A 20,057-nucleotide genomic window follows, 5' to 3' on the forward strand; every position below is an offset into this window, starting at 1 on the left:
CGTCAGGACTTTTAAAAGAAGCTCAGCTCGTGATGAGCGGAAACGCATCTGGCTTCCGTTATTCATCTTGCAATTAAACGAGCCAGGTCCAACTGGCACATACGGATTTCATGAAGCTGCGTGTAGACGCTTTAGAGTGGAATCGTTGGAAAGGCCATCCGTTGCGGATGCCGTTAACGATGATCCGGTTTCAGAAACTTCATCACTTCGTCTATCACCGATGGATGATCAATCAACCGATTGTGGCCAAGCCCTTCAGTAGTAAACAGACGCGCCCCCGGCCATAGTTCTGCAAAACGAGCGCCCTTTTCCCACGGTGTTTCGCGGTCACGGCGGTCATGAATGATCAGGGCGGGACGATCAAGCAGCGGCAGTCGCGAAGTGGCGTCGTAGTCTGCAAAGCGGCGACCGGTCAGCGAATGCAGGACGGCCTCGAAAGGTTTGAATACTTTGTGGGCAACACCGACTGAATCGAACTGTTGAAATACGCTGTCCGTAGGTGCCAGGAGCGGCGCAATCAGGATAAAACGCTCGGGGCGCCACGACTGTTCCTGAGCGAAAACAATCGATGAAGCGCCGAGTGAATGCGCTATCACCGCCGAAGGCTTTCCGAAATGGCGTCCCACGTGCTGCTGCACAGCCACGAACTGGGTCATATGACTGATGCTGCCCGCGCTCAACCCGTGCGCGGGCTGATCGAACCCCACCACGGCGTAGCCCATGGAGCGCAGTAACGGCACCCATCCGATAAACCGCATCGCGTAACTTGACCAGCCGTGGGCCAGCAACACATATGGCTGGCTGGAGGGATCGCCCCAGACATAGGTGGCAATTCTGATGCCGTCCAGTTCAAGGCTACCGGTTTGCACATCCGTCGCTGTACTCAGAATGTCAGCAGCCTTGGCACGTCCGGACGCCTGCGGAGTCACAAAACGTCGAGCGAGATATCTTCCAGTGATGCCCGGTAGAATACGGCTGATCAGCGTGAACGTGCCGCGCAGCGTCAATAGTCGAAGCCTCTTGATGATGTCGCTCATCGGTGTTCCCCACGCCCGTCAGATGATCTGGCGCCATTAGAACAGCCTATCTTGTCACTGACAAGATAGGCTGGGCCGACGGGAATATAACTTTTGTTTCATGATAGGGAGCCTTACATGTCGACTTCAGACACCCCGCGGACCTACCACCACGGCAATCTGCCTGCCGTTCTGCGTCAGGCCGCCTGGGATATCGTGGGGGAAGCGGGAGTGCGCGGGATGTCACTGCGCGAGTGCGCCAGACGGGCGAATGTCTCTCACGCCGCTCCCGCTCACCATTTCGGCTCTCTGGAAAATCTGCTGGCAGAGGTGGTGGCCGATGGATATGAGCGCATGGCCGACGTCATCATTGCCGTCCAACAGGAACTTGACGACACCCTCCTGGGTTGCGGCATTGGTTATGTAAGTTTCGCCAAAAGTTACCCGGAGCACTTCCGATTGATGTTTGGCGCGGGTGTAAACCGCACGTTACCCAGGCTGCTTAAATCGGGTGAACGTACGCTGCAAGTGCTCCGCCAGTCGATACGCAACGCCTGGGTAGCGAAATACGGTAGCGAGCCCGAGCCGGAGCTGCTTGAACAGCGCACCTTCCTCGCCTGGAGCACCGCACATGGTTACGCGTCCCTGATAATCGACAGAAAGGCGGATCAATTCCCTATTCCCTCTGCCGAGTCGATATTCCAGTTGGTGAAACGCTCCGTGCTTACGCCGTCAGACTGAAAACAGGCGTACTGACTCCACCTGATCGACACACAACCGCCGTCGTGACTGCGCTTGCGCAGAAGCGGTTTCGACGGTGTGCATGCAATTTGCCAGGACGTCTTCCGATGATGCTCTCCACATCCCCTTCCGAAAACTGCGCTCGATCGGCATCGAGCGTTTTTGATGTCGATCAACATCAATACGTTGACATTTTAGATTTCGATCGTAATCATAAGTGCGACTTCCTCAACGCACTTTACGAGTACATCCTCCATGACAACGCCATCCACTGTTCTCATTACCGGTGCCTCCAGCGGCATCGGCGCGGTATATGCCGAACGATTTGCCCGTCGCGGTCACAATCTCGTGACAGTCGCTCGTGACAAGGCACGTCTTGATGCCCTGGCGGCGCGCCTTCGTGAAGAAAACGGCGTTGCCGTTGAAGTCATTCAGGCTGACTTGACTCGATCTGCCGACCTCACGGCTCTGGAAACCCGTCTGCGTGAGGACACCAACATCGATGTGCTGATCAACAACGCTGGCATTGCTCAATCCGGAGGGTTCGTTCAACAGAACGCCGAGTCCATCGACAAGCTTGTCGCACTCAATATCGTCGCCCTGACACGCCTTGCGGCCGCCGTGGCCCCGCGTTTCGCGCAGTCCGGCTCAGGCTCGATCGTCAACCTCGGATCGGTGGTGGGCCTTGCGCCAGAGTTCGGCATGTCGGTCTACGGTGCGACCAAGGCCTATGTGCTGTTCCTTTCCCAGGGAATGAACGTGGAACTGGCGCCCAAGGGCGTATACGTCCAGGCGGTGCTCCCGGCGGCCACCCGTACCGAAATCTGGGAGCGCGCGGGAATCGATCTGAACACTATTGCAGAGGTGATGGACGTCGACGAACTGGTTGATGCGGCACTGGTGGGCTACGACCGCCGCGAACAGGTGACCATTCCGCCGCTGCATGTGGCGGGTCGTTGGGACTCGCTGGATGAGGCGCGGCAAGGGCTGTTGTCGGACATTCGACAGGCCCAGGCAGCCGAGCGCTATCGCCCGCAAGCCTGAAGCGGATCAAGCCGTGGCAGGCGTCCATCCTTGTTCGACGACACTGGAATCAGAGCGTCATGAAAGCACTGACATTCGAGAACTACGGCAAATCGCCGGAGATTGCGATTACCCACGTTCCCATACCGGCCATCAAACCTGATGAACTGTTGGTGGAAGTTCACGCGGCCGGGTTGAACCCGATCGACAACATGATCACTACGGGTGCTTTCAAGACTGTGGTGAAGCTGCAACTACCGGCCATCATGGGCAGCGATCTGGCAGGCGTGGTCATTCAGGTGGGCAGCGCAGTCACTCGATTCAAGGCAGGCGACGCGGTATTCGCGAGCCTGTTCGAGCTGGGTGGCGGCGCAATCGCCGAGTTCGCCGCCGTGCCGGAACACGCTGCCGCCCGGAAGCCCGCCAATCTGGACTTTGTTCAGGCAGCCTCCATTCCGATGGTCGGGCTTACGTCGTGGCAGGCATTCAAGGAGCGCGCCTCTCTTCAATCGGGCCAGAAAGTGTTCATACCGGCCGGGGCTGGAGGTATCGGCACCTTCGCCATCCAGCTGGCCAAACACCTGGGCGCCGAAGTGGCCACGACCACCAGCACAGGAAATATGGCGCTGGTTCGCAGCCTGGGCGCAGATGAAGTCGTGAATTACCAAGAGCAGGCATTCGAACAGTTGCTGCACGACGTTGACCTGGTCCTCGGCACCACCCGGGGAGACGACCTTGCAAGAGCTGTCGGCATCCTCAAGCCCGGCGGCAGGATCGTATCACTGGTCGGTCCGCTGGATGCGTCATTCGCCAAGGCTCGGCGGATGAATGCGTTCTTCACCTTCGTATTCGGGTTGATGAGCCGCAGGATCACGCGTCTGGCCAGAAAGAAGAATGTGTCGTACTCGTTTCTGTTTGTTCGCGCGGATGGCGCTCAACTTGGCGAGATTGCCAGGTTGCTTGAACGTGGCCAGATAACACCGGTGATTGACAGGGTCTTTGCGTTTGAACAGGCCCGCGAAGGGCTTGAATACCTGGGTCAGGGCCGCGCCAAAGGCAAGGTCGTCGTGAAGATCAAGTAAGCGCTTATTAAAGCCCCGCCCAGCCACCCTTCAGGCACGCGCCTGTTGAGCATTGGAGTATCGAATGAACACCTCTTCCAAAAGAACCGCCATCGTCACGGGTGCATCATCGGGCATCGGTCGCGCCACCGCCGAGGCGCTGGCACGCACCGGGTATACCGTGTTTGGCACGAGCCGCAAAATCGGTGTCAGTGATGCACAGGTCTCCATGCTGACCTGCGATGTCACGGCTGACGATTCTGTCCGCGCGCTCGTTACCGCCGTCCTCGCGCAAACCGGGCGTATCGACCTGCTGGTCAATAATGCCGGCATCGGCATGCTGGGCGGCGCCGAGGAGTTCTCGATCCCGCAAGTGCAGGCACTGTTCGACGTCAATCTGTTTGGCGTCATGCGCATGACCAACGCAGTACTGCCATCGATGCGCCAACGAGGTCAGGGGCGCATTATCAATATCGGCTCGGTTCTGGGGCTGATACCGGCGCCCTACTCGGCGCATTATTCGGCGGTCAAACATGCTCTGGAAGGCTATTCGGAATCGCTCGATCATGAAATTCGTGCCTTCAACGTCCGGGTCTCGGTCATTGAGCCGGCCTACGTACGCACCGTCTTCGATCAAAATGGCATCGAGCCGGACTCGCAGTTGCAGGCGTACGATCAGGCGCGAGCCGGGGTCCGTGCATTGCTCGCCGATGTCATGCCGACAGCCGACTTGCCCGAGGTTGTCGCAGCGGTGGTGCTGAAAGCGGCGAGCGATGTTCGTCCCCGGCATCGATACACCGCCGGCAAGACCGCCCGACAAATCAGCCTGCTACGGCGCTTCGCACCTGCCGGGGCGTTCGATAAGAGCTTGCGCAAGCAGTTTCGCTTGCCGGAGTAAATGGCATGGGTCGGGATGGAATGATAAGTTGCCAAAGCGCCCTCTCCGGTCCATGCGCATCCTTGGTTCAACCGATAGCGTCAGTAACCGACGCCCCTGACCCCGCCCGAAGCGCGGATGGATTCGCCGGTGACCCAGTGCGAGTCCTGCGACGCCAGAAACACAGCCAAGGGGGCGATATCTTCGGGCTCTCCAAAACGACCCAAGGGTGTTCCAGCCAGAATCTTCTCACCTAACTCACCGGCAAAATGCCCATGGGTTGCCGGGGTGTTGGTGTGCCCCGGCAGGATCGAGTTGACCCTGATGCCCCGCGCGCCCAGCTCTCTGGCCAGCGCGAAGGTCAAGGTATCGACCGCGCCCTTGGTCGCCGCGTACACGCTCGACGCCAGGTAAGGGTCGGTGCTGAGAATCGAGCTGATATTGATGATGCTGCCGGTCGGCCCCAACAATTTGACGGCCTCTCGCACTGCAAGCAGGTAGCCCAGCACGTTCAGGTTGAATTGCGTGTGGAAAGCCTCTTCAGTCAGGTCGTCGATCATCTGGAACACAGCGACACCCGCATTGTTGACCAGAATGTCCAGAGCGCCGTACTTCGTGCCGACCGTTTCGAACAGGCGTATCACGTCTGCTGACTGGCTCATGTCTGCCTGTACCGCAAACGCGGAGCCGCCGTGCTCTGCGATCCAGGCGACGACGGCGTCCGCATCCGCCTTGCCGGAAGCGTAGTTGACGATGACGGTCGCGCCCTCGGCGCCCAGTGCTTTGGCGATCCCGGCACCTATGCCTTTGGACGCCCCCGTGACAACCGCTATCTTTCCTTCGAGTTTCATAAACCGGCCTTCTTCAAGTGATGTGGTATGAGGCCTCGTTGCAATCGGATCATGAATGACCGCCAGGCAACCAGCCGCGTGTCATCAGTATTCGGCCATCGAGGAGCACAACGTTTGCCGGTTAGTCGCAGATCCTTGCCTGTTCCTCTCAAGTTGCTTGCCATGCCTCGGGATATGGCCCACGGTGGCCTGTATGGAGAAATCATTGGCAGAACTGCGCTGCATCGTGATGCGCGCACAGGACAAGTGGACCGACACCGGGTTGCCTCGGGTGTCCATGGTCCGGGCCGAGGCCTGTGCGGATCAGGTCTATCAGCCGATGCTGCACTTGGTGCTTCAAGGCACCAAGACCCTGTCGATCGGCGAAGATGCGTCCAGATACACCGCGGGGAACTACTTTCTGGTGCCTGTCGATGTGCCTGCGACGGGGCAGATTCACGCCGACACGCCGGAAAAACCTTATCTTGCGGTCAGCCTGACCCTCGATCCGGAAGTAATCGCCACGCTGCTGATGGCCGAAGGCAGAGCACCTGAAGCGCCCCAGAACGCCTGCTTCGAGGGCGTCATCGCGCCAGATGAAATGATCGATGCGTGGTTGCGCATGCTGCGACTCATGGACCGCCCGCACGAAGCCGCAATCCTCGCGCCCATGATCGAACGGGAGATTCTGTTCCGGGCCTTGCAGGGACCACTGGGTGGCATTCTTCGTGACGTTGCACGCCCGGATGGCCGACTGACGCAGATCCGCCGCGTCACCCAGTGGATTGGTGAGCACTACACCGAGCCCTTTCGCGTCGAACCGCTCGCGCAGATGGCCGACATGAGTGTTGCTGCCTTTTACAGGCACTTCAAATCCGTCACAGCGATGAGCCCGATTCAATATCAGAAGCGCCTGCGCCTGTTGAAGGCGCGCTGGTTGCTGCTCTTCGACACACTGGATGCGACCTCCATCGCTTATGCCGTAGGGTACGAAAGCGCTTCGCAATTCAACCGGGAGTACGCGCGGCTGTTCGGCCTGCCTCCGGCGCGGGACGCTGCAAGATTCAGGACGCCCGCAGATGAATTGACGGCCGTGTCGTGAGCCGTCGCCCCAGTTGTTACATGTCAGTCACGAGCGTACCGGCAATGCTCTCGGCGAACCCGCCACCGAAGACCTTGGCCGGTGTGACAAAACCCGGCAGCCGTTCGCCGTCGAGCACGCGACGCGCAGCCTCTACGGCCGCCAGCGGCGTATAGGTATAGCCGTTCACGGTCTCGATCATGGAACGTGCGATGGCGCCCTTCGCATCGGTCACCTCAACCACTGCACGCGCCCGATGCGCCTCCCTTTGCTCGGGCGTCGGGCCATCAGGCAGTTGTGACAGATCGCCTTGCGGGAACGCATCCCCGGCGATATGCACAAACATTGCAATATTGCGGATGCCGGTCGAATGCCAGGCGGTGACCAGATCACCGAATGACAACGGTACGCAAAGGACCGGGCCCTGACCAAAATCAAAATGACGCGGCTCGGCATCCGGCGTTGCAACAAGTTCGCCATCGATTCTGGCGAGCACGCCTGCACCAATGATTTCGCTGACACTCATGGCAGACCCGCGGGACATCGACCCTGGCACCTGCAGCGCCATGTTCAGCGCCGTTGGCCCCTGCACGCGCCCGGCAACCTGCACGGCCAGCGAATCGGTAGGCACGACATCCCAACCGACACCCGGCAACAGCATGACCTGACTTGCCGCCGCTTCAGCGCCCAGCCTTTCGGCCAGCCGGTAAACGTTGATCTCGGCGGTGATGTCGAGGTAGTCGACACCGGCCTTGATACAGGCGCGCATAAACGGCTCGGCGGTCTGCACAAATGGCCCTGCGAAGTTGAGCAACACCGAGATGCCGGACAAAAAACCCTCGGCCTGGTCGGCATCGAAAACCCGGTATTTCACGTCCAGCTGCGCAGCGAGGGAGGCGAGGCGCTGCTGATTGCGTCCGGCGATTTCTACCTTCAGGCCGAGCGTCCTGGCCCGTTCTGCGGCCATACGCCCGGTGTAGCCCGTAGCGCCATAAATCAGAAGTGTGCTCATTGGACGTGCTGCCTTTTTTTCGAGACGAAGTCGGGGCTGTAGCCATCGAGGTACAGAACGGCTGGTGCGCGTAGAACGCTATGATCGAGCATGGGGTGGCCCTCAGATGTTGTAGCCGCCTGCGACTTCGATAGTCTGCGCATTGATCCAGCCGCCTTCTTCGGACAGCAGCATGGCGATGACGCGTGCCACATCCTGCGGCTCGCCAACCCGGCCCAGGGCCGTCTGCGCCGCCAGCATCGCCTCGAACTCATCATTGAGCCCACCGCCCAGTTCGGTACGAATGGCGCCGGGCGACACAGCGTTGGCCCGGATGCGTCGACCGGCAAACTCGGCCGCCATATAGCGGGTCAAGACTTCAAGCCCGCCCTTGAACGCCGCATAGGGAGCGACCCCCGCAGTGGCGACGCGAGTGGTGGCACTGGTCAAATTGACGATGCTGGCGTTTTCCGCCATCAGCGGCAGCAATGTCTGGGTGAGGAAAAAAGGGCCTTTGAGATGCACGTTGAACAGGCCATCGAACTGCGCTTCGCTGACCGTCTCCAACGGATTGAACAGCCCGTAACCCGCGTTGTTGACCAGACCGCTCAGTGTTGCGACGCCCCAGACTTCTTGCAGGACGGAGCACACTGACGCTCGAAACGCCTCGAAGCTGCCGACGTCAGCGACATCCAGCCTGAGCGCAACTGCCTTGCCACCGGCCTGCGCGATACGCTCGACCACCGTTGCGGCGGCCTCCGGGTTGGCGTTGTAGGTAAGGATGACCCCCATCCCGCGTCGAGCCACGTGTTCGGCTGCACTTGCGCCGATGCCACGGCTGCCGCCAGTGATTACGATGACGCCCATGTGATGTTCCTCTGTGGTTTGAATGTGTCTCCACAGTACCCAGCGCCATCACCGGGAGCGTACCCGTTCCTGCTCGAAACCTGCCTGTTCCTGCTTTTCGCTTGCACGGCGCCATGCTCTGCCCTCAGCATGCGAAGCATGGACAATCAACTCGATGAACTGCGGCTGCTCGCGGCCAAGGCTGAAAATCGCCGTACTGAAACAGGCATACCTCGTGTGGCCATGGTTCAAGGCAAAATCCCCGAGCATATGCTGGCAGCGGTCTACGACCCGATGATTAATGTGATCCTGCAAGGCAGCAAGCACATGACCGTCGGTGACAGCACGCTCGAATATGACCCGGCGACCTACTTCGTCATGTCCATCGACCTGCCTGCCGTGGGCTCGGTACGTCCCGCCCGGTCCGGAGAACCCTATCTGGCGGTGAGCCTGACGCTGGATCCTGCGGTGTTATCCACACTGTTCGCCGACTTGCCCAAACCTGCCAGCCGCCTCGAGAACAGGCCCGGGTTTTCAGTGGCGCCGATGACCACCAAACTGATGGATGCGTGGGTGCGAATGCTGCGCCTGATGGGCGACCCGGACGCCATCGCCGCGCTGGCGCCGGTTTACGAACGGGAGATTATCTTCCGGGTACTTCAAGGGCCTCATGGCTGGATGCTCCGCGAGATCGCCGCACCGGATACTGCGATGGCCAGAGTCAACATGGCGATCCAGTGGATCCGCCGCGACTTCGCTGAGCCGTTAGGCGTGGAGCGTCTGGCGGAACGCGCGTCGATGAGCGTCTCGGCGTTTCATCGCCACTTCAAGGCCGTGACCAACCTGAGCCCTTTGCAGTACCAGAAGCGGGTACGTCTGCTGCACGCCAGAACGCTGATGGTGGCCAACGCCAAAAGTGTCATGGCGGCAGCCTTCGAGGTGGGCTATGAAAGCGCCACGCAATTCAGTCGGGATTATTCGAGGGTGTTCGGACTTCCGCCGGCCCAGGATGCCGGGCGGATCCTCGAGGCTACGAGGGGCGCGGCAGTTAATCAGCCTCTCGCCTGATGCACGCAGAGCGGCGGGCCTCTAGGCCGGAAGCGGCCCACAGGCACGATAGGTGTCGATCAACGTGTCAAAAAGGGAAATATCCGACCTGCTTCTGGCCACCAGTTGAGCGCCCGCCACAGCGGAAAAAATGGCCTGCGCCCGCACCTCGCTGTCCGAGGGCGCGCAAACCTTCGCAGCCACCAGAAGCTTGCTCAGCCAGGCAATGTTGACCTGGGCGAATAGCTGCATTTCCTCGGTCATCTCAGGCGGCAGGTTGTCGGTTTCAGCACCGACGAAAGTGCCCAGGCAAAGGCGGTTTTCAACTTCCAGCGAACGCCGGAAAATTTCCGGGAAACGCTGTAACGCTTCGCCGGGATCGGGGGTTTCTTCGCAGATCGTCTCGAGTGCAGCGGCACCGTCCTGCCAGTATCGCCTGGCAACCGCGACACCCAGATCAGCCTTGCTGGGGAAGTGGTAGTAAATACTGGCCGGCTTGATTCCGACCTGGGCGGCCAGATCGCGAAAGTTCAGGCCGTTGTAGCCCTGCGACTGGGCAATGTTTCTCGCAGCAAGCAGGATCGCCTCACGGGCGTTGATGGTCATCGTAGTGCCTTGTACTTCGGACGCGTTTCTGGAGACCGACACATGCTAATTCAAAAACCTGCCTTTTGTTAGGTAGAAAGACGGTGTGGGCATGGCAGCGGTCATCCGCTGCTGAACGGCCATCGTCGGTTTCTCCCAAGCTGCAACGGCTATCGCCGGGAACATCCTGCTTGACGTTCCCGGCGATAAGGTGCACGTACAACCGCTCAATCATTCGGCCGGCGAGTCCAGCTCAGGAATACCGCTGCTGCGATCAGCATAAGCGGCCTGGAAAGCCGGACGCTTCTGCCAGCGCTGCCAGTACAGATCCAGGAACTCGAAACGCTCATCCAGTGGCGTGGCATTGACCGGGAACTTGGAGAAGGCAATGGCGGTTGCAAGCGTGATGTCCGCGAACGTTGGCGCATCGCCGCCCAGCAGCCACTCGCGGCCATCGGACAGGTGACGATTGACTAATGCCGCATGGCTCAGCGCCTCTTTGCGGCAATGCTCGCCCCATGCTTCGTTCTTGGTCAGTTCAAGCTTGAAGCCGAGGCCGGTGTGCAGCACGTGAAAGGCCGTAACGATCCGGTAGAGGATATGCACCCAGATGCGGTTATCCCACATGTTATCGAGGCCCTGCTCCAGGGCGCCCTCGCCCATGATCTTGCGGCCCGGATAAGCCTGATCCAGGTAACGCGCGATAGCAGCCGTCTCGGAAATGAAGCTGCCGTCTGCCAGTTCCAGGGTCGGTGTTTCACCCCACGGGTTCATGTTCAGGTGACGCCAGCCACGCTGCTCTCCACCCGGCGTCATGTCATAAATGGTTTCGTCGAACTGATCGGCAATGCCTTTTTCGTGGATGAACAAACGCAGGCGTTGAGGATTCGGAAATGCCGAAGGAGAGGTGAAAAGTCGCAATTTGGAGGTCATGGTCGGGCCTGTGAGGTAGGGTAAAAAACCTACCTAACTATCGTTAGGTAGCCATACCGTAGCGGTACTTTTGCGCTGAGTCAACGTCTACCTAACATTTGTTAGGTAGACAATATCTGGCTCGGCTGACCAGCAAGCCTAGCAACCGGACAGGATTGTGCTGAAAATGCAGCCCTCAGGCATGGGTTGGCCCGCATTGACAGCGCTCGAACGTGAGCACCTTGATATCCTGTCCGCTGATCTCGGGCGGCCAGTGCATGCCGCTCAAACACAAGACCCAGACTCGAACCACAGGCCTCGCCAGGCCGCATCGCGCAGAGAAAGAAGGAAAAAGAATGCAGCACGCTTCGCTGAACCGTTTTCGTACCGGGTTGCTCGCCTTGCTTTTGCTGTGCGTGACCTTGCCGGCCCTGGCCCAGAATGCCCCCGCCCCCAAGCCGATAGTGCCAGCAGCGCAGCACCTGCCGTGGAAGCCCCGAGCCTGGATGATCTGAACCAACAGCTCGATCAGATCCGTCAGAAAGTGACGGTCAGCGCCAACGATGACCTGCTTTCAAGCCTGCGCCAGGCGGCTTTGCAGGTCCAGAAACAAGCTGACAATCTGGTTGCTCAGCAGGCTGTCGACATCGAACACCTGAATGATCAGCTCAACATTCTCGGGCCGGTGCAACCGGACGAAGCGCCAAGCCTGACCAGTCAGCGCAAGACGTTGACCGCGCAGAAAAACGCGCTGGTCAATGATGAACGGCAGACCAATGAGCTAAGCCAGTCAGCCCGGGATCTGGCTACGCAGATATTCAACCTGCGCCGCAGCCTCTTCGATTCACAGATCAGCACGCGCACCGCTAGCCCGCTCAGTTCGGCATTCTGGTCCACGCTGATTCGCCCGACCGATGACGACCTGGGACGCCTGAACAGGCTTCTGGTGGACGTGCGCCAGGTACTCAACAACGCGATGGCACCGGAAAACCGTGTGCAATTCATCAGCGTGGTGCTGGGCGCGTTGTTCATCTGGGTAGTTGTCCGGCGCCTGCTGGAGCGCCTGCTGATCTGGGCAATGATTCGCTGGCTGCCCGAAGGCCGCCTGCGCCGCAGTGCTCTGGCCCTGGCTGTCGGGCTGTCGACCATTCTCACCATCACCATTGCCACTTCTTTGCTGCGCTGGGGGATCGTCCACAACGCGGTACTCAGCAACGACGTAGTCAATCTGCTCGATCAGGTGCAGACGCTGATTACCTTCTGCGCCTTCATCGTCGGTCTGGGCCGTGCGCTGTTGATGCTGGCACACGCCTCGTGGCGCCTGCCGCAAATTCCTGACCAGATCGCCACCGCATTGGGTCGCTTCCCCCCTGCCCTGGCGCTGGCACTGATGGTCATCGGCACGCAGGAACGAATCAACAGCGTGATTGCCAGCAGCCTGGCCCTGACAGTTGCGGTCAATGGCCTGACGGCACTGGCGGTTTCGCTGGTGTTCTTCTACGCCCTGTTGCGCTACCGCCGCACCCGCCGACGCTTTGAGCTGGAGCGCCCGGCGGGCTTCGCCGGGCTGATTCCGTTTATCGTTGCGGTGTGGGTCGGCCTGAGTTTGCTGGCGTTGTTGAGCGGCTACCTGACGCTGGCGTACTTTCTGGCAGTGAAACTGCTCTGGGTGAGCGTGGTAGCGTCCACTGCGTACCTGCTGATCGCCTGCTTCGGTGACATCTGCGAAACCCTGCTGTCGCCGAAACAGCCCGGTGGTCTGGCGCTGGGGTCGGCGCTAGGCTTGTCCACTCGCCATCAGGCGCAGGCAAGTACCGTACTGGCCGGCATAGGCCGTACCTTGCTGCTGCTCACCGCTGTACTGCTGGCGTTCCTGCCTTCGGGGTCAAGCCCGGGGGATCTGCTCGCCAGCTTTACTCAGCTGGATGTCACGTCCAAATCCATGGGCAACCTGAACATCGTCCCCGGCGACATTCTGGTGGCATTGGTGTGCTTGGTCGTCGGCCTGCTGAGCGTGCGTGTACTCAAGGAATGGTTTGGAGAACGCCTGCTGCCCGAAACCAACATGGACGCGGGCATGCAGGCCTCGCTGGTGACCCTGATCGGATACATCGGCTTTGTGCTGGTGGTGGCCGTGGTGATGTCCACACTCAACATCAGCCTTACCAACCTGACCTGGGTGGTCAGTGCGCTGTCGGTGGGGATAGGTTTCGGCCTGCAAGCCATTGTGCAGAACTTCATCTCCGGCCTGATTCTGCTGACCGAGCGTCCGGTCAAAGTCGGCGACTGGGTGAGCCTGGCGGGGGTCGAAGGCGATATTCGCCGGATCAACGTCCGCGCGACCGAAATCCAGATGGGCGACCGCTCGACAGTGATCGTGCCGAACTCGCAGTTCATCACTCAGAACGTCCGTAACGTGACCATGGGCAATGCGCTGGGCGTAGTCGGAATCACCCTCACCCTGCCCCTGGAAACAGACGTTCTGCAAATACGCGAACTGCTGTTGCAGGCCTTCACCGAGCATGAAGCCATACTCGATGCGCCAGCGCCTTCAGTCACCTTCAAGGACTTGACCAATACCGGTTTGATCATCAGCGCCAGCGGCTATGTGAACAGCCCACGCTCGGTGGGTGGCGCACGGAGTGATCTGTTGTTTACCGTTCTGGGACGTCTGAGGGAATTGGGTGTAGCGCTGTCTGCACCGCAGAGCATGGTGTTGATTAATGAGGGGGCTGGGAAGGATGCGGCGGCGGAGGAGAGTCAGTGATGCTTGTTTATATGGTGTCCCAGGCGGGGTTCGAACCTGCAACCTTCCCCTTAGGAGGGGGATGCTCTATCCAATTGAGCTACTGAGACACTGCGTGCCGACACACCGATCGGTGCCAGCGAGGACGGCGTGCATCTTAGCGGCATGTGGCGCTTTTGTCATGTCGTCATTGCCCTTCGACCCTGTAGCCGATGTCGCCTGGAAACACGGCCCGATAAACCGATCATGCAATTTGCAACACCCCAAAAAGCCATCATTGCAAAACGCACTGCAGGGCACTTTTTTTGATTTAATAAGTAATTGATTTAAAAGGATTTTTTATCATTTTCTGATTGGCATGCAGACTGCATTATTGATATCTGTGGAACACATCTCATCCCAAACGGTCGGGCACAGGTACTGGAAAATGAACAAGACTCTCTCAGCGTTGAATGCGGCAGCTCTGGTGGCTCTGGTGGCATTTCATTTCCAGGATTCCGGTATCAAGGACGCTCAGGCCATCACGCCTGCTCCTGTGCACCACCAGATCAGTCAGGCGCCAAAGCTGGCAATCATGACTGACCGCGTTGCAAGCGCAGCGATGCTGGCCAATGACGATGATGAGTCACTTCAGTTTCCACGCGCCGAACAGCGCTGGGTTTTCTGATAACGCCCGCAACGAGCCTTTCAAGAGAGAGTAGCCATGTCAAAATCCGCGTTGTCATTTCTGGTCCTGGCTATCATGGCTGTCGTTGCCGACCTTTTGCTTCCTGCTAATGCACAAGCCATGAGTATCGCTGCGAATATCGCCGCCGGTATGTTCGCCAGTCTCTTCGTGGTTGCGCTGTTCGTCGGTCGTCGCTTCAAGTTCGACCCGGTGCTTCGCTGACAGCGAAGCTACCTGCAGCAATTTGCCCGGTCGTCTGACCGTTCGCATCCAGAATTTCCCCCTCCTTTAGAAGAAACCTCCTGCATCGCAGCCAACCCTTGGTCGGCTAACCTCGCTCACGCTGAATTTAGACGCATACTCAGAGTCAAATGGCCATGATCGTTAAAAAGGCTCGGTGGCGTGCCCTTTTATCCGGGGACAAATGCGATGACTTTGCAAATTCGCTCGCATTTCTGATAATTGGTGCTGGCAATACGCCGCTACCTGAGTCAATATTTGTCACAGAATTGACGCCAAGGATTCGACGTAATACGGCATGATGTCGGCCCCTTGGAACCCCGGTTGAACATTTGGCCAAAATGATTGTCAGACTGTGACAATCTTGCGGCCACTTGCTAGAACCGCTTCCCCTGAACTAACCGGTTAAATATATGAGCCCTATGAAACAGGCTACTTATTCCAGCCGCACGGCTGACAAGTTCGTCGTTCGCCTACCAGACGGCATGCGTAATCGCGTGCAAGAGGTAGCCAAGAATCATCACCGCAGCATGAACTCGGAGATCATTGCTCGTCTCGAACAAAGCCTGATTCAGGAAGGTGCTCTTGGTGATGAACCAAGCCTGCGTCTCGATAGTCCTGAGCTGTCCTTGCACGAACGCGAGCTGCTGCAACGCTTTCGTCAGCTTTCACATCGTCAACAGAACGCCCTTGTTTCGCTGATTGCTCATGACACGGAACTCGCTTCCGAAGAGTCCTGAGATTTGACGTAACAGACAAAGGCCAGCGAAAGCTGGCCTTTGTCGTTATAGCCTTTTTGTAGTCTTTTTCTTTATTAGTCGTCGGCTTATTGTGTTACACAGCGACATGAAGACTTGGCCGAAGCATAAAAAAACCGCCTGATCACGGCGGTTTTTTATTTCAAAAGACTGTAAGAGTCGCGAGACTTAGAGCAGAAAGATCGTCGCCAGCCCTAGAAAGATAAAGAAGCCGCCGCTGTCGGTCATCGCCGTAATCATGACGCTTGCCCCCATCGCCGGATCTCGTCCCAGGCGGGAAAGCGCCATGGGAATGGAAACGCCCATCAGCGCTGCCAGCAACAGATTCAGCGTCATGGCTGCGGTCATGACCACACCCAGCGACCAGCTGTCATAAAGCAGGTAGGCGACCACGCCGATCACACCCCCCCAGATCAGGCCGTTGATCAGGCCGACAGCGAGCTCCTTGCGCAGCAATCGCGCGGTATTCCCGGTATTGACCTGGTCCAGCGCCATCGCGCGCACGATCATGGTGATGGTCTGATTACCGGAGTTGCCACCGATCCCGGCCACGATAGGCATCAGCGCAGCGAGCGCCACCAGCTTCTCGATGGAGCCTTCGAACAGGCCGATCACACGCGAGGCCAGAAACGCGGTTACCAGATTGACTGCCAGCCAGGCCCAGCGGTTGCGCAGCGAACGCCATACCGACGCGAAGATGTCTTCTTCTTCACGCAGACCCGCCATGTTGAGGACTTCGCTTTCGCTTTCCTCACGGATCAGGTCGACCATTTCATCGATGGTCAGACGGCCGATCAGCTTGCCGTTCTTGTCCACGACCGGCGTGGAGATAAGGTCGTAACGCTCGAACGCCTGTGCCGCATCGTAGGCATCGTCTTCCGGGTGAAAGCTGACCGGATCGTTGGCCATGACTTCGCCAACCTGCTTCTCCGGATCATTGACCAGCAGACGCTTGATCGGCAGCACGCCCTTGAGCACGCCCTCGGAATCGACTACGAACAGTTTGTCGGTGTGACCGGGCAGCTCTTTGAGCCTGCGCAGGTAGCGCAGCACGACTTCAAGGCTGACGTCCTCACGGATCGTCACCATCTCGAAGTCCATCAGCGCACCGACCTGATCCTCGTCATAGGACAGGGCCGACCGCACGCGCTCACGCTGCTGTGAATCCAGTGTTTCCATGAGCTCGTGAACGACGTCGCGGGGCAACTCGGGAGCAAGGTCGGCCAGTTCGTCGGCGTCCATGTCCCGTGCCGCCGCGAGCAACTCATGATCGTCCATGTCGGCGATCAGGGTTTCACGAACGGAATCGGATACTTCAAGAAGAATGTCGCCGTCGCGATCGGCCTTGACCAGCTGCCAGACGGTCAGACGGTCTTCCAGGGGCAAGGCTTCAAGGATATAAGCGACGTCGGCAGAGTGAAGGTCTTCGAGCTTGCGTTGCAACTCGACGAGGTTCTGCCGGTGAACCAGGTTTTCTACACGGTCCTGATGCTGACCTTCCTGACGGTGGGTCAGGTCTTCAACAATACGCTGGCGCTGCAGCAGATCGACAACCTGAGCCAGGCGATCCTGCAAGCTTTCCTGCGTTTTTTTTACTTCTCTTTCGGTCATAGGCGAACTCCACTCCCAGCAGCGGGGCACGCCGGGAGATCAATCAGTTAATTCATGATTGTTGAAAAACATTATCGAGTAACGACTGGGTATGTCCATGGAGGTGTTCCACAAGCCCCGGCGGAGCTGACGGGCGCAATGATACACCGCTTTGAGCGAAGCGCACGCGAGAAAATTCAGCTCAGAACAACCGTTTGCAGTGCAAACCTGCACAACTCCGTAAGCCAGCCAGGGTTCGACGTCACATTCAGCCAATAAAACACGCTCGCCCCGTCCAAAGGCGGGCGTTAGCCTTTGCTGACACCCGTCACGGAGGACCCTGGGCATGCGACCTGCCAATCATCTGCTGCTGTGGAGCGCCCTGCTCTGCCTACCTGCAACTGCAACCGCCAGCAACGTGCATCGCTGCGAGGATGCATCCGGAAAGATTACGTTTACCACCCTGGGATGCCCGGATGGGCACAGCAGCCGTCTGCAGAAAGCCTTCAATGCGCCGCCGGGAACCCTTATCGATGTGCTTCCGCCCGCCGACACTGCGCATACTGTGCGTGAAAAACCGGCAGACCGGACAGTTGTCGTGGTCGGCACACGCGATGATGGCTGCGGCAACCGCCTGAGCGCCGAACAGCGCCGGACTGCGATCATCAACCAGCGCACCCCTCCCGGTATGACGCAGCGTGATGTCGAGAGCCTGCTGGGGCGCCCCGACAAAGTCACCCACCGCAACGGAGAATTGCATTACGTGTACAACCAGAAAAAAGGCCGCAGCCATAAGGTGACATTTGACGAGCACGGATGCGTTAAAGGAAAACGCTAGAAAGCAAAAAGCCCACATCTTTCGATGTGGGCTTTTCGTTTGTATGGTGCACTCGACAGGATTCGAACCTGTGACCGCTCGGTTCGTAGCCGAGTACTCTATCCAGCTGAGCTACGAGTGCATTGGTGTTTTTAGACCAGATCACCTCTGGTTGGAGCCAGTTATCGGAAACCTTGTAATTGCTTACAACACTTCAAACAACTTTAAATGGTGCACTCGACAGGATTCGAACCTGTGACCGCTCGGTTCGTAGCCGAGTACTCTATCCAGCTGAGCTACGAGTGCATGTGTTGGTGCCGCGCATTATAGGTCGTAAGATTGTTTAGTCAAGCACTTTTTCTAGTAAATTCAACAACTTACAGATCAAGCCCAATCTTACGCACTACATAAATAATGGCGGAGAACGGGGGATTCGAACCCCCGACACCCTTTTGAGGTGTACTCCCTTAGCAGGGGAGCGCCTTCGGCCACTCGGCCAGCTCTCCGCAACACGGGGCGTATAATAACCACCCTTTTCCCCGTTTGCAAACCAAAAATTCAATAAAAATTAATGGCTTGGTTCTTCGTCCTTCTCTTTCTTGATACGCAGGTAAATCTCTTCACGGTGGACAGCGACTTCCTTGGGCGCATTGACACCAATACGCACCTGATTACCCTTCACTCCGAGCACGGTGACGGTGATTTCACCATCCCCAATGATCAGGCTTTCCGCGCACCGACGAGTCAGAATCAGCATACTTTTCTCCTTACGCCTTTATTCAGGGACAACAGTCTGCAACCTATAGGCAGTGACACTAGCAAAACGCCATGACCACTACCTGTATATCGACTAACGCAAAGAAAACAAAAGCCCTTCTGCGCAGCACCCGAAAGACGCGGTCACGCCGCGCCCTTCGATGACAGGGTCATTCACCCTGCCGCGGAGCATCCAGCTCAAAGGCCGTGTGCAATGCGCGCACAGCCAACTCCAGGTATTTCTCTTCGATGACCACGGAAACCTTGATTTCCGATGTGGAGATCATCTGGATATTGATGCTCTCCTTGGCCAGCGCTTCGAACATACGACTCGCAACGCCGGCATGCGAGCGCATGCCGACGCCGACGATGGACACCTTGGCGATCTTGGTATCGCCGGACACTTCACGCGCGCTGATTTCACGCGCGGTGGCTTCGAGCACCTGCAAGGCCGCCTGATAGTCGTTGCGATGGATCGTGAAGGTGAAATCGGTGGTGTTATCGTGCGAGACGTTCTGCACGATCATGTCCACTTCGATATTGGCCGCGCTGATCGGGCCGAGAATCTTGAACGCCACGCCGGGGGTGTCTGGCACACCACGGATGGTCAGCTTGGCTTCATCGCGGTTGAAGGCGATGCCGGAAATGATCGGCTGTTCCATGGATTCCTCTTCATCGATTGTAATAAGGGTGCCCGGCCCCTCTTTGAAGCTGTGCAGAACGCGCAGCGGGACATTGTATTTGCCGGCGAATTCGACCGCACGGATCTGCAGCACCTTGGAACCGAGGCTGGCCATTTCCAGCATCTCTTCGAAGGTGATCTTGTCGAGGCGCTGGGCCTGCGACACGACACGCGGATCGGTGGTGTAGACGCCATCGACGTCGGTGTAGATCTGGCACTCGTCCGCTTTCAGCGCCGCCGCCAGGGCAACACCGGTCGTGTCCGAGCCACCACGGCCGAGGGTGGTGATATTGCCGTGTTCGTCGACACCCTGGAAACCGGCGACCACCACCACGCGACCCGCTTTCAGGTCGGAGCGGATCTTCTGGTCGTCGATCTGCAGAATGCGCGCCTTGTTGTGCGCGCTGTCGGTGAGAATACGTACCTGATTGCCGGTGTAGGACACCGCCGGAACGCCACGCTTCATCAAGGCCATCGCCAGCAGCGCGATGGTGACCTGCTCGCCCGTGGAGACAATGACATCCAGCTCACGGGGAACCGGCTGATCACTGATCTGCCTGGCCAGCTCGATCAGACGATTGGTTTCACCGCTCATGGCCGACAGCACGACCACCAGGTCGTCACCCGCCTCACGGAATTTCTTGACCTTGTCGGCCACCTGCTCGATGCGCTCTACAGAGCCCACGGAGGTGCCGCCAAATTTCTGTACGATTAAAGCCATCTCAAAGCCGCCTCAAATCCCGTTAAGAGCACCCATTAACATTCGAGCCCAGGTACGGCCTGCCGGTGTG

The 20,057-nt window shown here is 58.4% G+C and carries 19 protein-coding genes, 4 tRNA genes and 1 pseudogene; 11 read left to right on the plus strand and 13 right to left on the minus strand.

The features are described from left to right. Positions 1–173 precede the first annotated feature (173 nt). On the minus strand, positions 174–1,037 hold the full coding sequence (locus KUIN1_RS18190) for an alpha/beta hydrolase (RefSeq protein ID WP_103714126.1): 864 nt from the start codon (positions 1,035–1,037) through the stop codon (positions 174–176). Between the two features lie 117 nt (positions 1,038–1,154). Here KUIN1_RS18190 and KUIN1_RS18195 point away from each other — a divergent pair, with 117 nt between their 5' ends. From KUIN1_RS18195 to KUIN1_RS18210, 4 genes are all read left to right on the plus strand, one after another. Beyond that, on the plus strand, positions 1,155–1,757 hold the full coding sequence (locus tag KUIN1_RS18195; RefSeq protein ID WP_103714125.1) for a TetR/AcrR family transcriptional regulator: 603 nt from the start codon (positions 1,155–1,157) through the stop codon (positions 1,755–1,757). A gap of 255 nt (positions 1,758–2,012) precedes the next feature. Continuing rightward, entirely contained in the window at positions 2,013–2,801 is a 789-nt protein-coding gene (locus KUIN1_RS18200; protein ID WP_011268500.1) for an SDR family NAD(P)-dependent oxidoreductase, read from the plus strand. A gap of 59 nt (positions 2,802–2,860) precedes the next feature. Then, on the plus strand, positions 2,861–3,862 hold the full coding sequence (locus KUIN1_RS18205; protein WP_003406429.1) for an NADP-dependent oxidoreductase: 1,002 nt from the start codon (positions 2,861–2,863) through the stop codon (positions 3,860–3,862). Between the two features lie 64 nt (positions 3,863–3,926). Continuing rightward, positions 3,927–4,739, plus strand: a complete 813-nt coding sequence (locus KUIN1_RS18210) for an oxidoreductase (RefSeq protein WP_116799963.1) — start codon at positions 3,927–3,929, stop codon at positions 4,737–4,739. 80 nt (positions 4,740–4,819) lie between these two features. On the opposite strand, the gene KUIN1_RS18215 is transcribed toward KUIN1_RS18210, so the two are convergent. Then, positions 4,820–5,569, minus strand: a complete 750-nt coding sequence (locus tag KUIN1_RS18215) for an SDR family oxidoreductase (RefSeq protein WP_003406431.1) — start codon at positions 5,567–5,569, stop codon at positions 4,820–4,822. Positions 5,570–5,762: 193 nt separating this feature from the next. Here KUIN1_RS18215 and KUIN1_RS18220 point away from each other — a divergent pair, with 193 nt between their 5' ends. Next, on the plus strand, positions 5,763–6,650 hold the full coding sequence (locus KUIN1_RS18220; RefSeq protein WP_032620659.1) for an AraC family transcriptional regulator: 888 nt from the start codon (positions 5,763–5,765) through the stop codon (positions 6,648–6,650). A 16-nt stretch (positions 6,651–6,666) separates the two neighbouring features. On the opposite strand, the gene KUIN1_RS18225 is transcribed toward KUIN1_RS18220, so the two are convergent. Further along, a complete protein-coding gene (locus KUIN1_RS18225) occupies positions 6,667–7,641 on the minus strand; it encodes a saccharopine dehydrogenase family protein (protein WP_152092157.1) in 975 nt (324 codons plus the stop codon). A 102-nt stretch (positions 7,642–7,743) separates the two neighbouring features. Then, positions 7,744–8,487, minus strand: coding sequence for an SDR family NAD(P)-dependent oxidoreductase (locus KUIN1_RS18230; protein ID WP_103712970.1), 744 nt, complete (start codon positions 8,485–8,487; stop codon positions 7,744–7,746). A gap of 138 nt (positions 8,488–8,625) precedes the next feature. Between KUIN1_RS18230 and KUIN1_RS18235 the strand changes: the two genes are divergently transcribed. Further along, positions 8,626–9,534 (plus strand): AraC family transcriptional regulator, encoded by a 909-nt coding sequence (locus KUIN1_RS18235; RefSeq protein WP_152092158.1) that lies wholly within the window; start codon positions 8,626–8,628, stop codon positions 9,532–9,534. Positions 9,535–9,555: 21 nt separating this feature from the next. Here KUIN1_RS18235 and KUIN1_RS18240 read toward each other — a convergent pair whose 3' ends face one another. Together KUIN1_RS18240 and KUIN1_RS18250 are read right to left on the minus strand one after the other, a co-directional pair. Continuing rightward, the gene (locus tag KUIN1_RS18240) at positions 9,556–10,119 is read right to left on the minus strand and encodes a TetR/AcrR family transcriptional regulator (RefSeq protein WP_024639130.1); all 564 of its coding nucleotides are present in this window, start codon (positions 10,117–10,119) and stop codon (positions 9,556–9,558) included. A 210-nt stretch (positions 10,120–10,329) separates the two neighbouring features. Beyond that, positions 10,330–11,031: a glutathione S-transferase family protein gene (locus KUIN1_RS18250; RefSeq protein ID WP_003406441.1), complete on the minus strand. Its 702-nt coding sequence runs from the start codon at positions 11,029–11,031 to the stop codon at positions 10,330–10,332. A gap of 335 nt (positions 11,032–11,366) precedes the next feature. On the opposite strand from KUIN1_RS18250, the pseudogene KUIN1_RS18255 reads away from it, so the two are divergent. Beyond that, positions 11,367–13,777: pseudogene (locus KUIN1_RS18255) on the plus strand (DUF3772 domain-containing protein). Between the two features lie 12 nt (positions 13,778–13,789). Here the strand turns inward: KUIN1_RS18255 and KUIN1_RS18260 are convergent. Continuing rightward, a tRNA-Arg gene (locus KUIN1_RS18260) sits at positions 13,790–13,866 on the minus strand. Between the two features lie 317 nt (positions 13,867–14,183). Between KUIN1_RS18260 and KUIN1_RS18265 the strand changes: the two genes are divergently transcribed. From KUIN1_RS18265 to KUIN1_RS18280, 3 genes are all read left to right on the plus strand, one after another. After that, positions 14,184–14,423, plus strand: a complete 240-nt coding sequence (locus KUIN1_RS18265; RefSeq protein WP_024639118.1) for a hypothetical protein — start codon at positions 14,184–14,186, stop codon at positions 14,421–14,423. 36 nt (positions 14,424–14,459) lie between these two features. Next, positions 14,460–14,645, plus strand: a complete 186-nt coding sequence (locus KUIN1_RS18270; protein ID WP_152092159.1) for a PA3371 family protein — start codon at positions 14,460–14,462, stop codon at positions 14,643–14,645. Positions 14,646–15,076: 431 nt separating this feature from the next. Next, a complete protein-coding gene (locus KUIN1_RS18280) occupies positions 15,077–15,403 on the plus strand; it encodes an Arc family DNA-binding protein (RefSeq protein ID WP_002554423.1) in 327 nt (108 codons plus the stop codon). A gap of 186 nt (positions 15,404–15,589) precedes the next feature. Here KUIN1_RS18280 and mgtE read toward each other — a convergent pair whose 3' ends face one another. Further along, positions 15,590–17,032, minus strand: coding sequence for a magnesium transporter (mgtE, locus tag KUIN1_RS18285; protein ID WP_003412626.1), 1,443 nt, complete (start codon positions 17,030–17,032; stop codon positions 15,590–15,592). Between the two features lie 325 nt (positions 17,033–17,357). On the opposite strand from mgtE, the gene bamE reads away from it, so the two are divergent. Then, a complete protein-coding gene (bamE, locus tag KUIN1_RS18290; protein ID WP_152092160.1) occupies positions 17,358–17,849 on the plus strand; it encodes an outer membrane protein assembly factor BamE domain-containing protein in 492 nt (163 codons plus the stop codon). Between the two features lie 44 nt (positions 17,850–17,893). Here the strand turns inward: bamE and KUIN1_RS18295 are convergent. From KUIN1_RS18295 to KUIN1_RS18315, 5 genes are all read right to left on the minus strand, one after another. Continuing rightward, positions 17,894–17,970 (minus strand) — tRNA-Arg (locus KUIN1_RS18295). 87 nt (positions 17,971–18,057) lie between these two features. After that, positions 18,058–18,134 (minus strand) — tRNA-Arg (locus KUIN1_RS18300). 109 nt (positions 18,135–18,243) lie between these two features. After that, positions 18,244–18,334, minus strand: a tRNA-Ser gene (locus KUIN1_RS18305). 62 nt (positions 18,335–18,396) lie between these two features. After that, positions 18,397–18,585 (minus strand): carbon storage regulator CsrA, encoded by a 189-nt coding sequence (gene csrA, locus KUIN1_RS18310; protein ID WP_002554426.1) that lies wholly within the window; start codon positions 18,583–18,585, stop codon positions 18,397–18,399. A gap of 169 nt (positions 18,586–18,754) precedes the next feature. Next, a complete protein-coding gene (locus KUIN1_RS18315) occupies positions 18,755–19,987 on the minus strand; it encodes an aspartate kinase (protein WP_003369901.1) in 1,233 nt (410 codons plus the stop codon). Between the last annotated feature and the right edge of the window lie 70 nt (positions 19,988–20,057).

This window comes from Pseudomonas sp. KUIN-1 (genome assembly GCF_009176725.1).
Taxonomy (GTDB): domain Bacteria; phylum Pseudomonadota; class Gammaproteobacteria; order Pseudomonadales; family Pseudomonadaceae; genus Aquipseudomonas; species Aquipseudomonas fragariae.

Excerpts from the sequence above, each read along its gene's own strand:
- KUIN1_RS18190 (WP_103714126.1), bottom strand. The coding sequence starts at position 1,037 with ATGAGCGACATCATCAAGAGGCTTCGACTATTGACGCTGCGCGGCACG.
- KUIN1_RS18195 (WP_103714125.1), top strand. The coding sequence starts at position 1,155 with ATGTCGACTTCAGACACCCCGCGGACCTACCACCACGGCAATCTGCCT.
- KUIN1_RS18200 (WP_011268500.1), top strand. The coding sequence starts at position 2,013 with ATGACAACGCCATCCACTGTTCTCATTACCGGTGCCTCCAGCGGCATC.
- KUIN1_RS18205 (WP_003406429.1), top strand. The coding sequence starts at position 2,861 with ATGAAAGCACTGACATTCGAGAACTACGGCAAATCGCCGGAGATTGCG.
- KUIN1_RS18210 (WP_116799963.1), top strand. The coding sequence starts at position 3,927 with ATGAACACCTCTTCCAAAAGAACCGCCATCGTCACGGGTGCATCATCG.
- KUIN1_RS18215 (WP_003406431.1), bottom strand. The coding sequence starts at position 5,569 with ATGAAACTCGAAGGAAAGATAGCGGTTGTCACGGGGGCGTCCAAAGGC.
- KUIN1_RS18220 (WP_032620659.1), top strand. The coding sequence starts at position 5,763 with ATGGAGAAATCATTGGCAGAACTGCGCTGCATCGTGATGCGCGCACAG.
- KUIN1_RS18225 (WP_152092157.1), bottom strand. The coding sequence starts at position 7,641 with ATGAGCACACTTCTGATTTATGGCGCTACGGGCTACACCGGGCGTATG.
- KUIN1_RS18230 (WP_103712970.1), bottom strand. The coding sequence starts at position 8,487 with ATGGGCGTCATCGTAATCACTGGCGGCAGCCGTGGCATCGGCGCAAGT.
- KUIN1_RS18235 (WP_152092158.1), top strand. The coding sequence starts at position 8,626 with ATGGACAATCAACTCGATGAACTGCGGCTGCTCGCGGCCAAGGCTGAA.
- KUIN1_RS18240 (WP_024639130.1), bottom strand. The coding sequence starts at position 10,119 with ATGACCATCAACGCCCGTGAGGCGATCCTGCTTGCTGCGAGAAACATT.
- KUIN1_RS18250 (WP_003406441.1), bottom strand. The coding sequence starts at position 11,031 with ATGACCTCCAAATTGCGACTTTTCACCTCTCCTTCGGCATTTCCGAAT.
- KUIN1_RS18265 (WP_024639118.1), top strand. The coding sequence starts at position 14,184 with ATGAACAAGACTCTCTCAGCGTTGAATGCGGCAGCTCTGGTGGCTCTG.
- KUIN1_RS18270 (WP_152092159.1), top strand. The coding sequence starts at position 14,460 with ATGTCAAAATCCGCGTTGTCATTTCTGGTCCTGGCTATCATGGCTGTC.
- KUIN1_RS18280 (WP_002554423.1), top strand. The coding sequence starts at position 15,077 with ATGAGCCCTATGAAACAGGCTACTTATTCCAGCCGCACGGCTGACAAG.
- mgtE (WP_003412626.1), bottom strand. The coding sequence starts at position 17,032 with ATGACCGAAAGAGAAGTAAAAAAAACGCAGGAAAGCTTGCAGGATCGC.
- bamE (WP_152092160.1), top strand. The coding sequence starts at position 17,358 with ATGCGACCTGCCAATCATCTGCTGCTGTGGAGCGCCCTGCTCTGCCTA.
- csrA (WP_002554426.1), bottom strand. The coding sequence starts at position 18,585 with ATGCTGATTCTGACTCGTCGGTGCGCGGAAAGCCTGATCATTGGGGAT.
- KUIN1_RS18315 (WP_003369901.1), bottom strand. The coding sequence starts at position 19,987 with ATGGCTTTAATCGTACAGAAATTTGGCGGCACCTCCGTGGGCTCTGTA.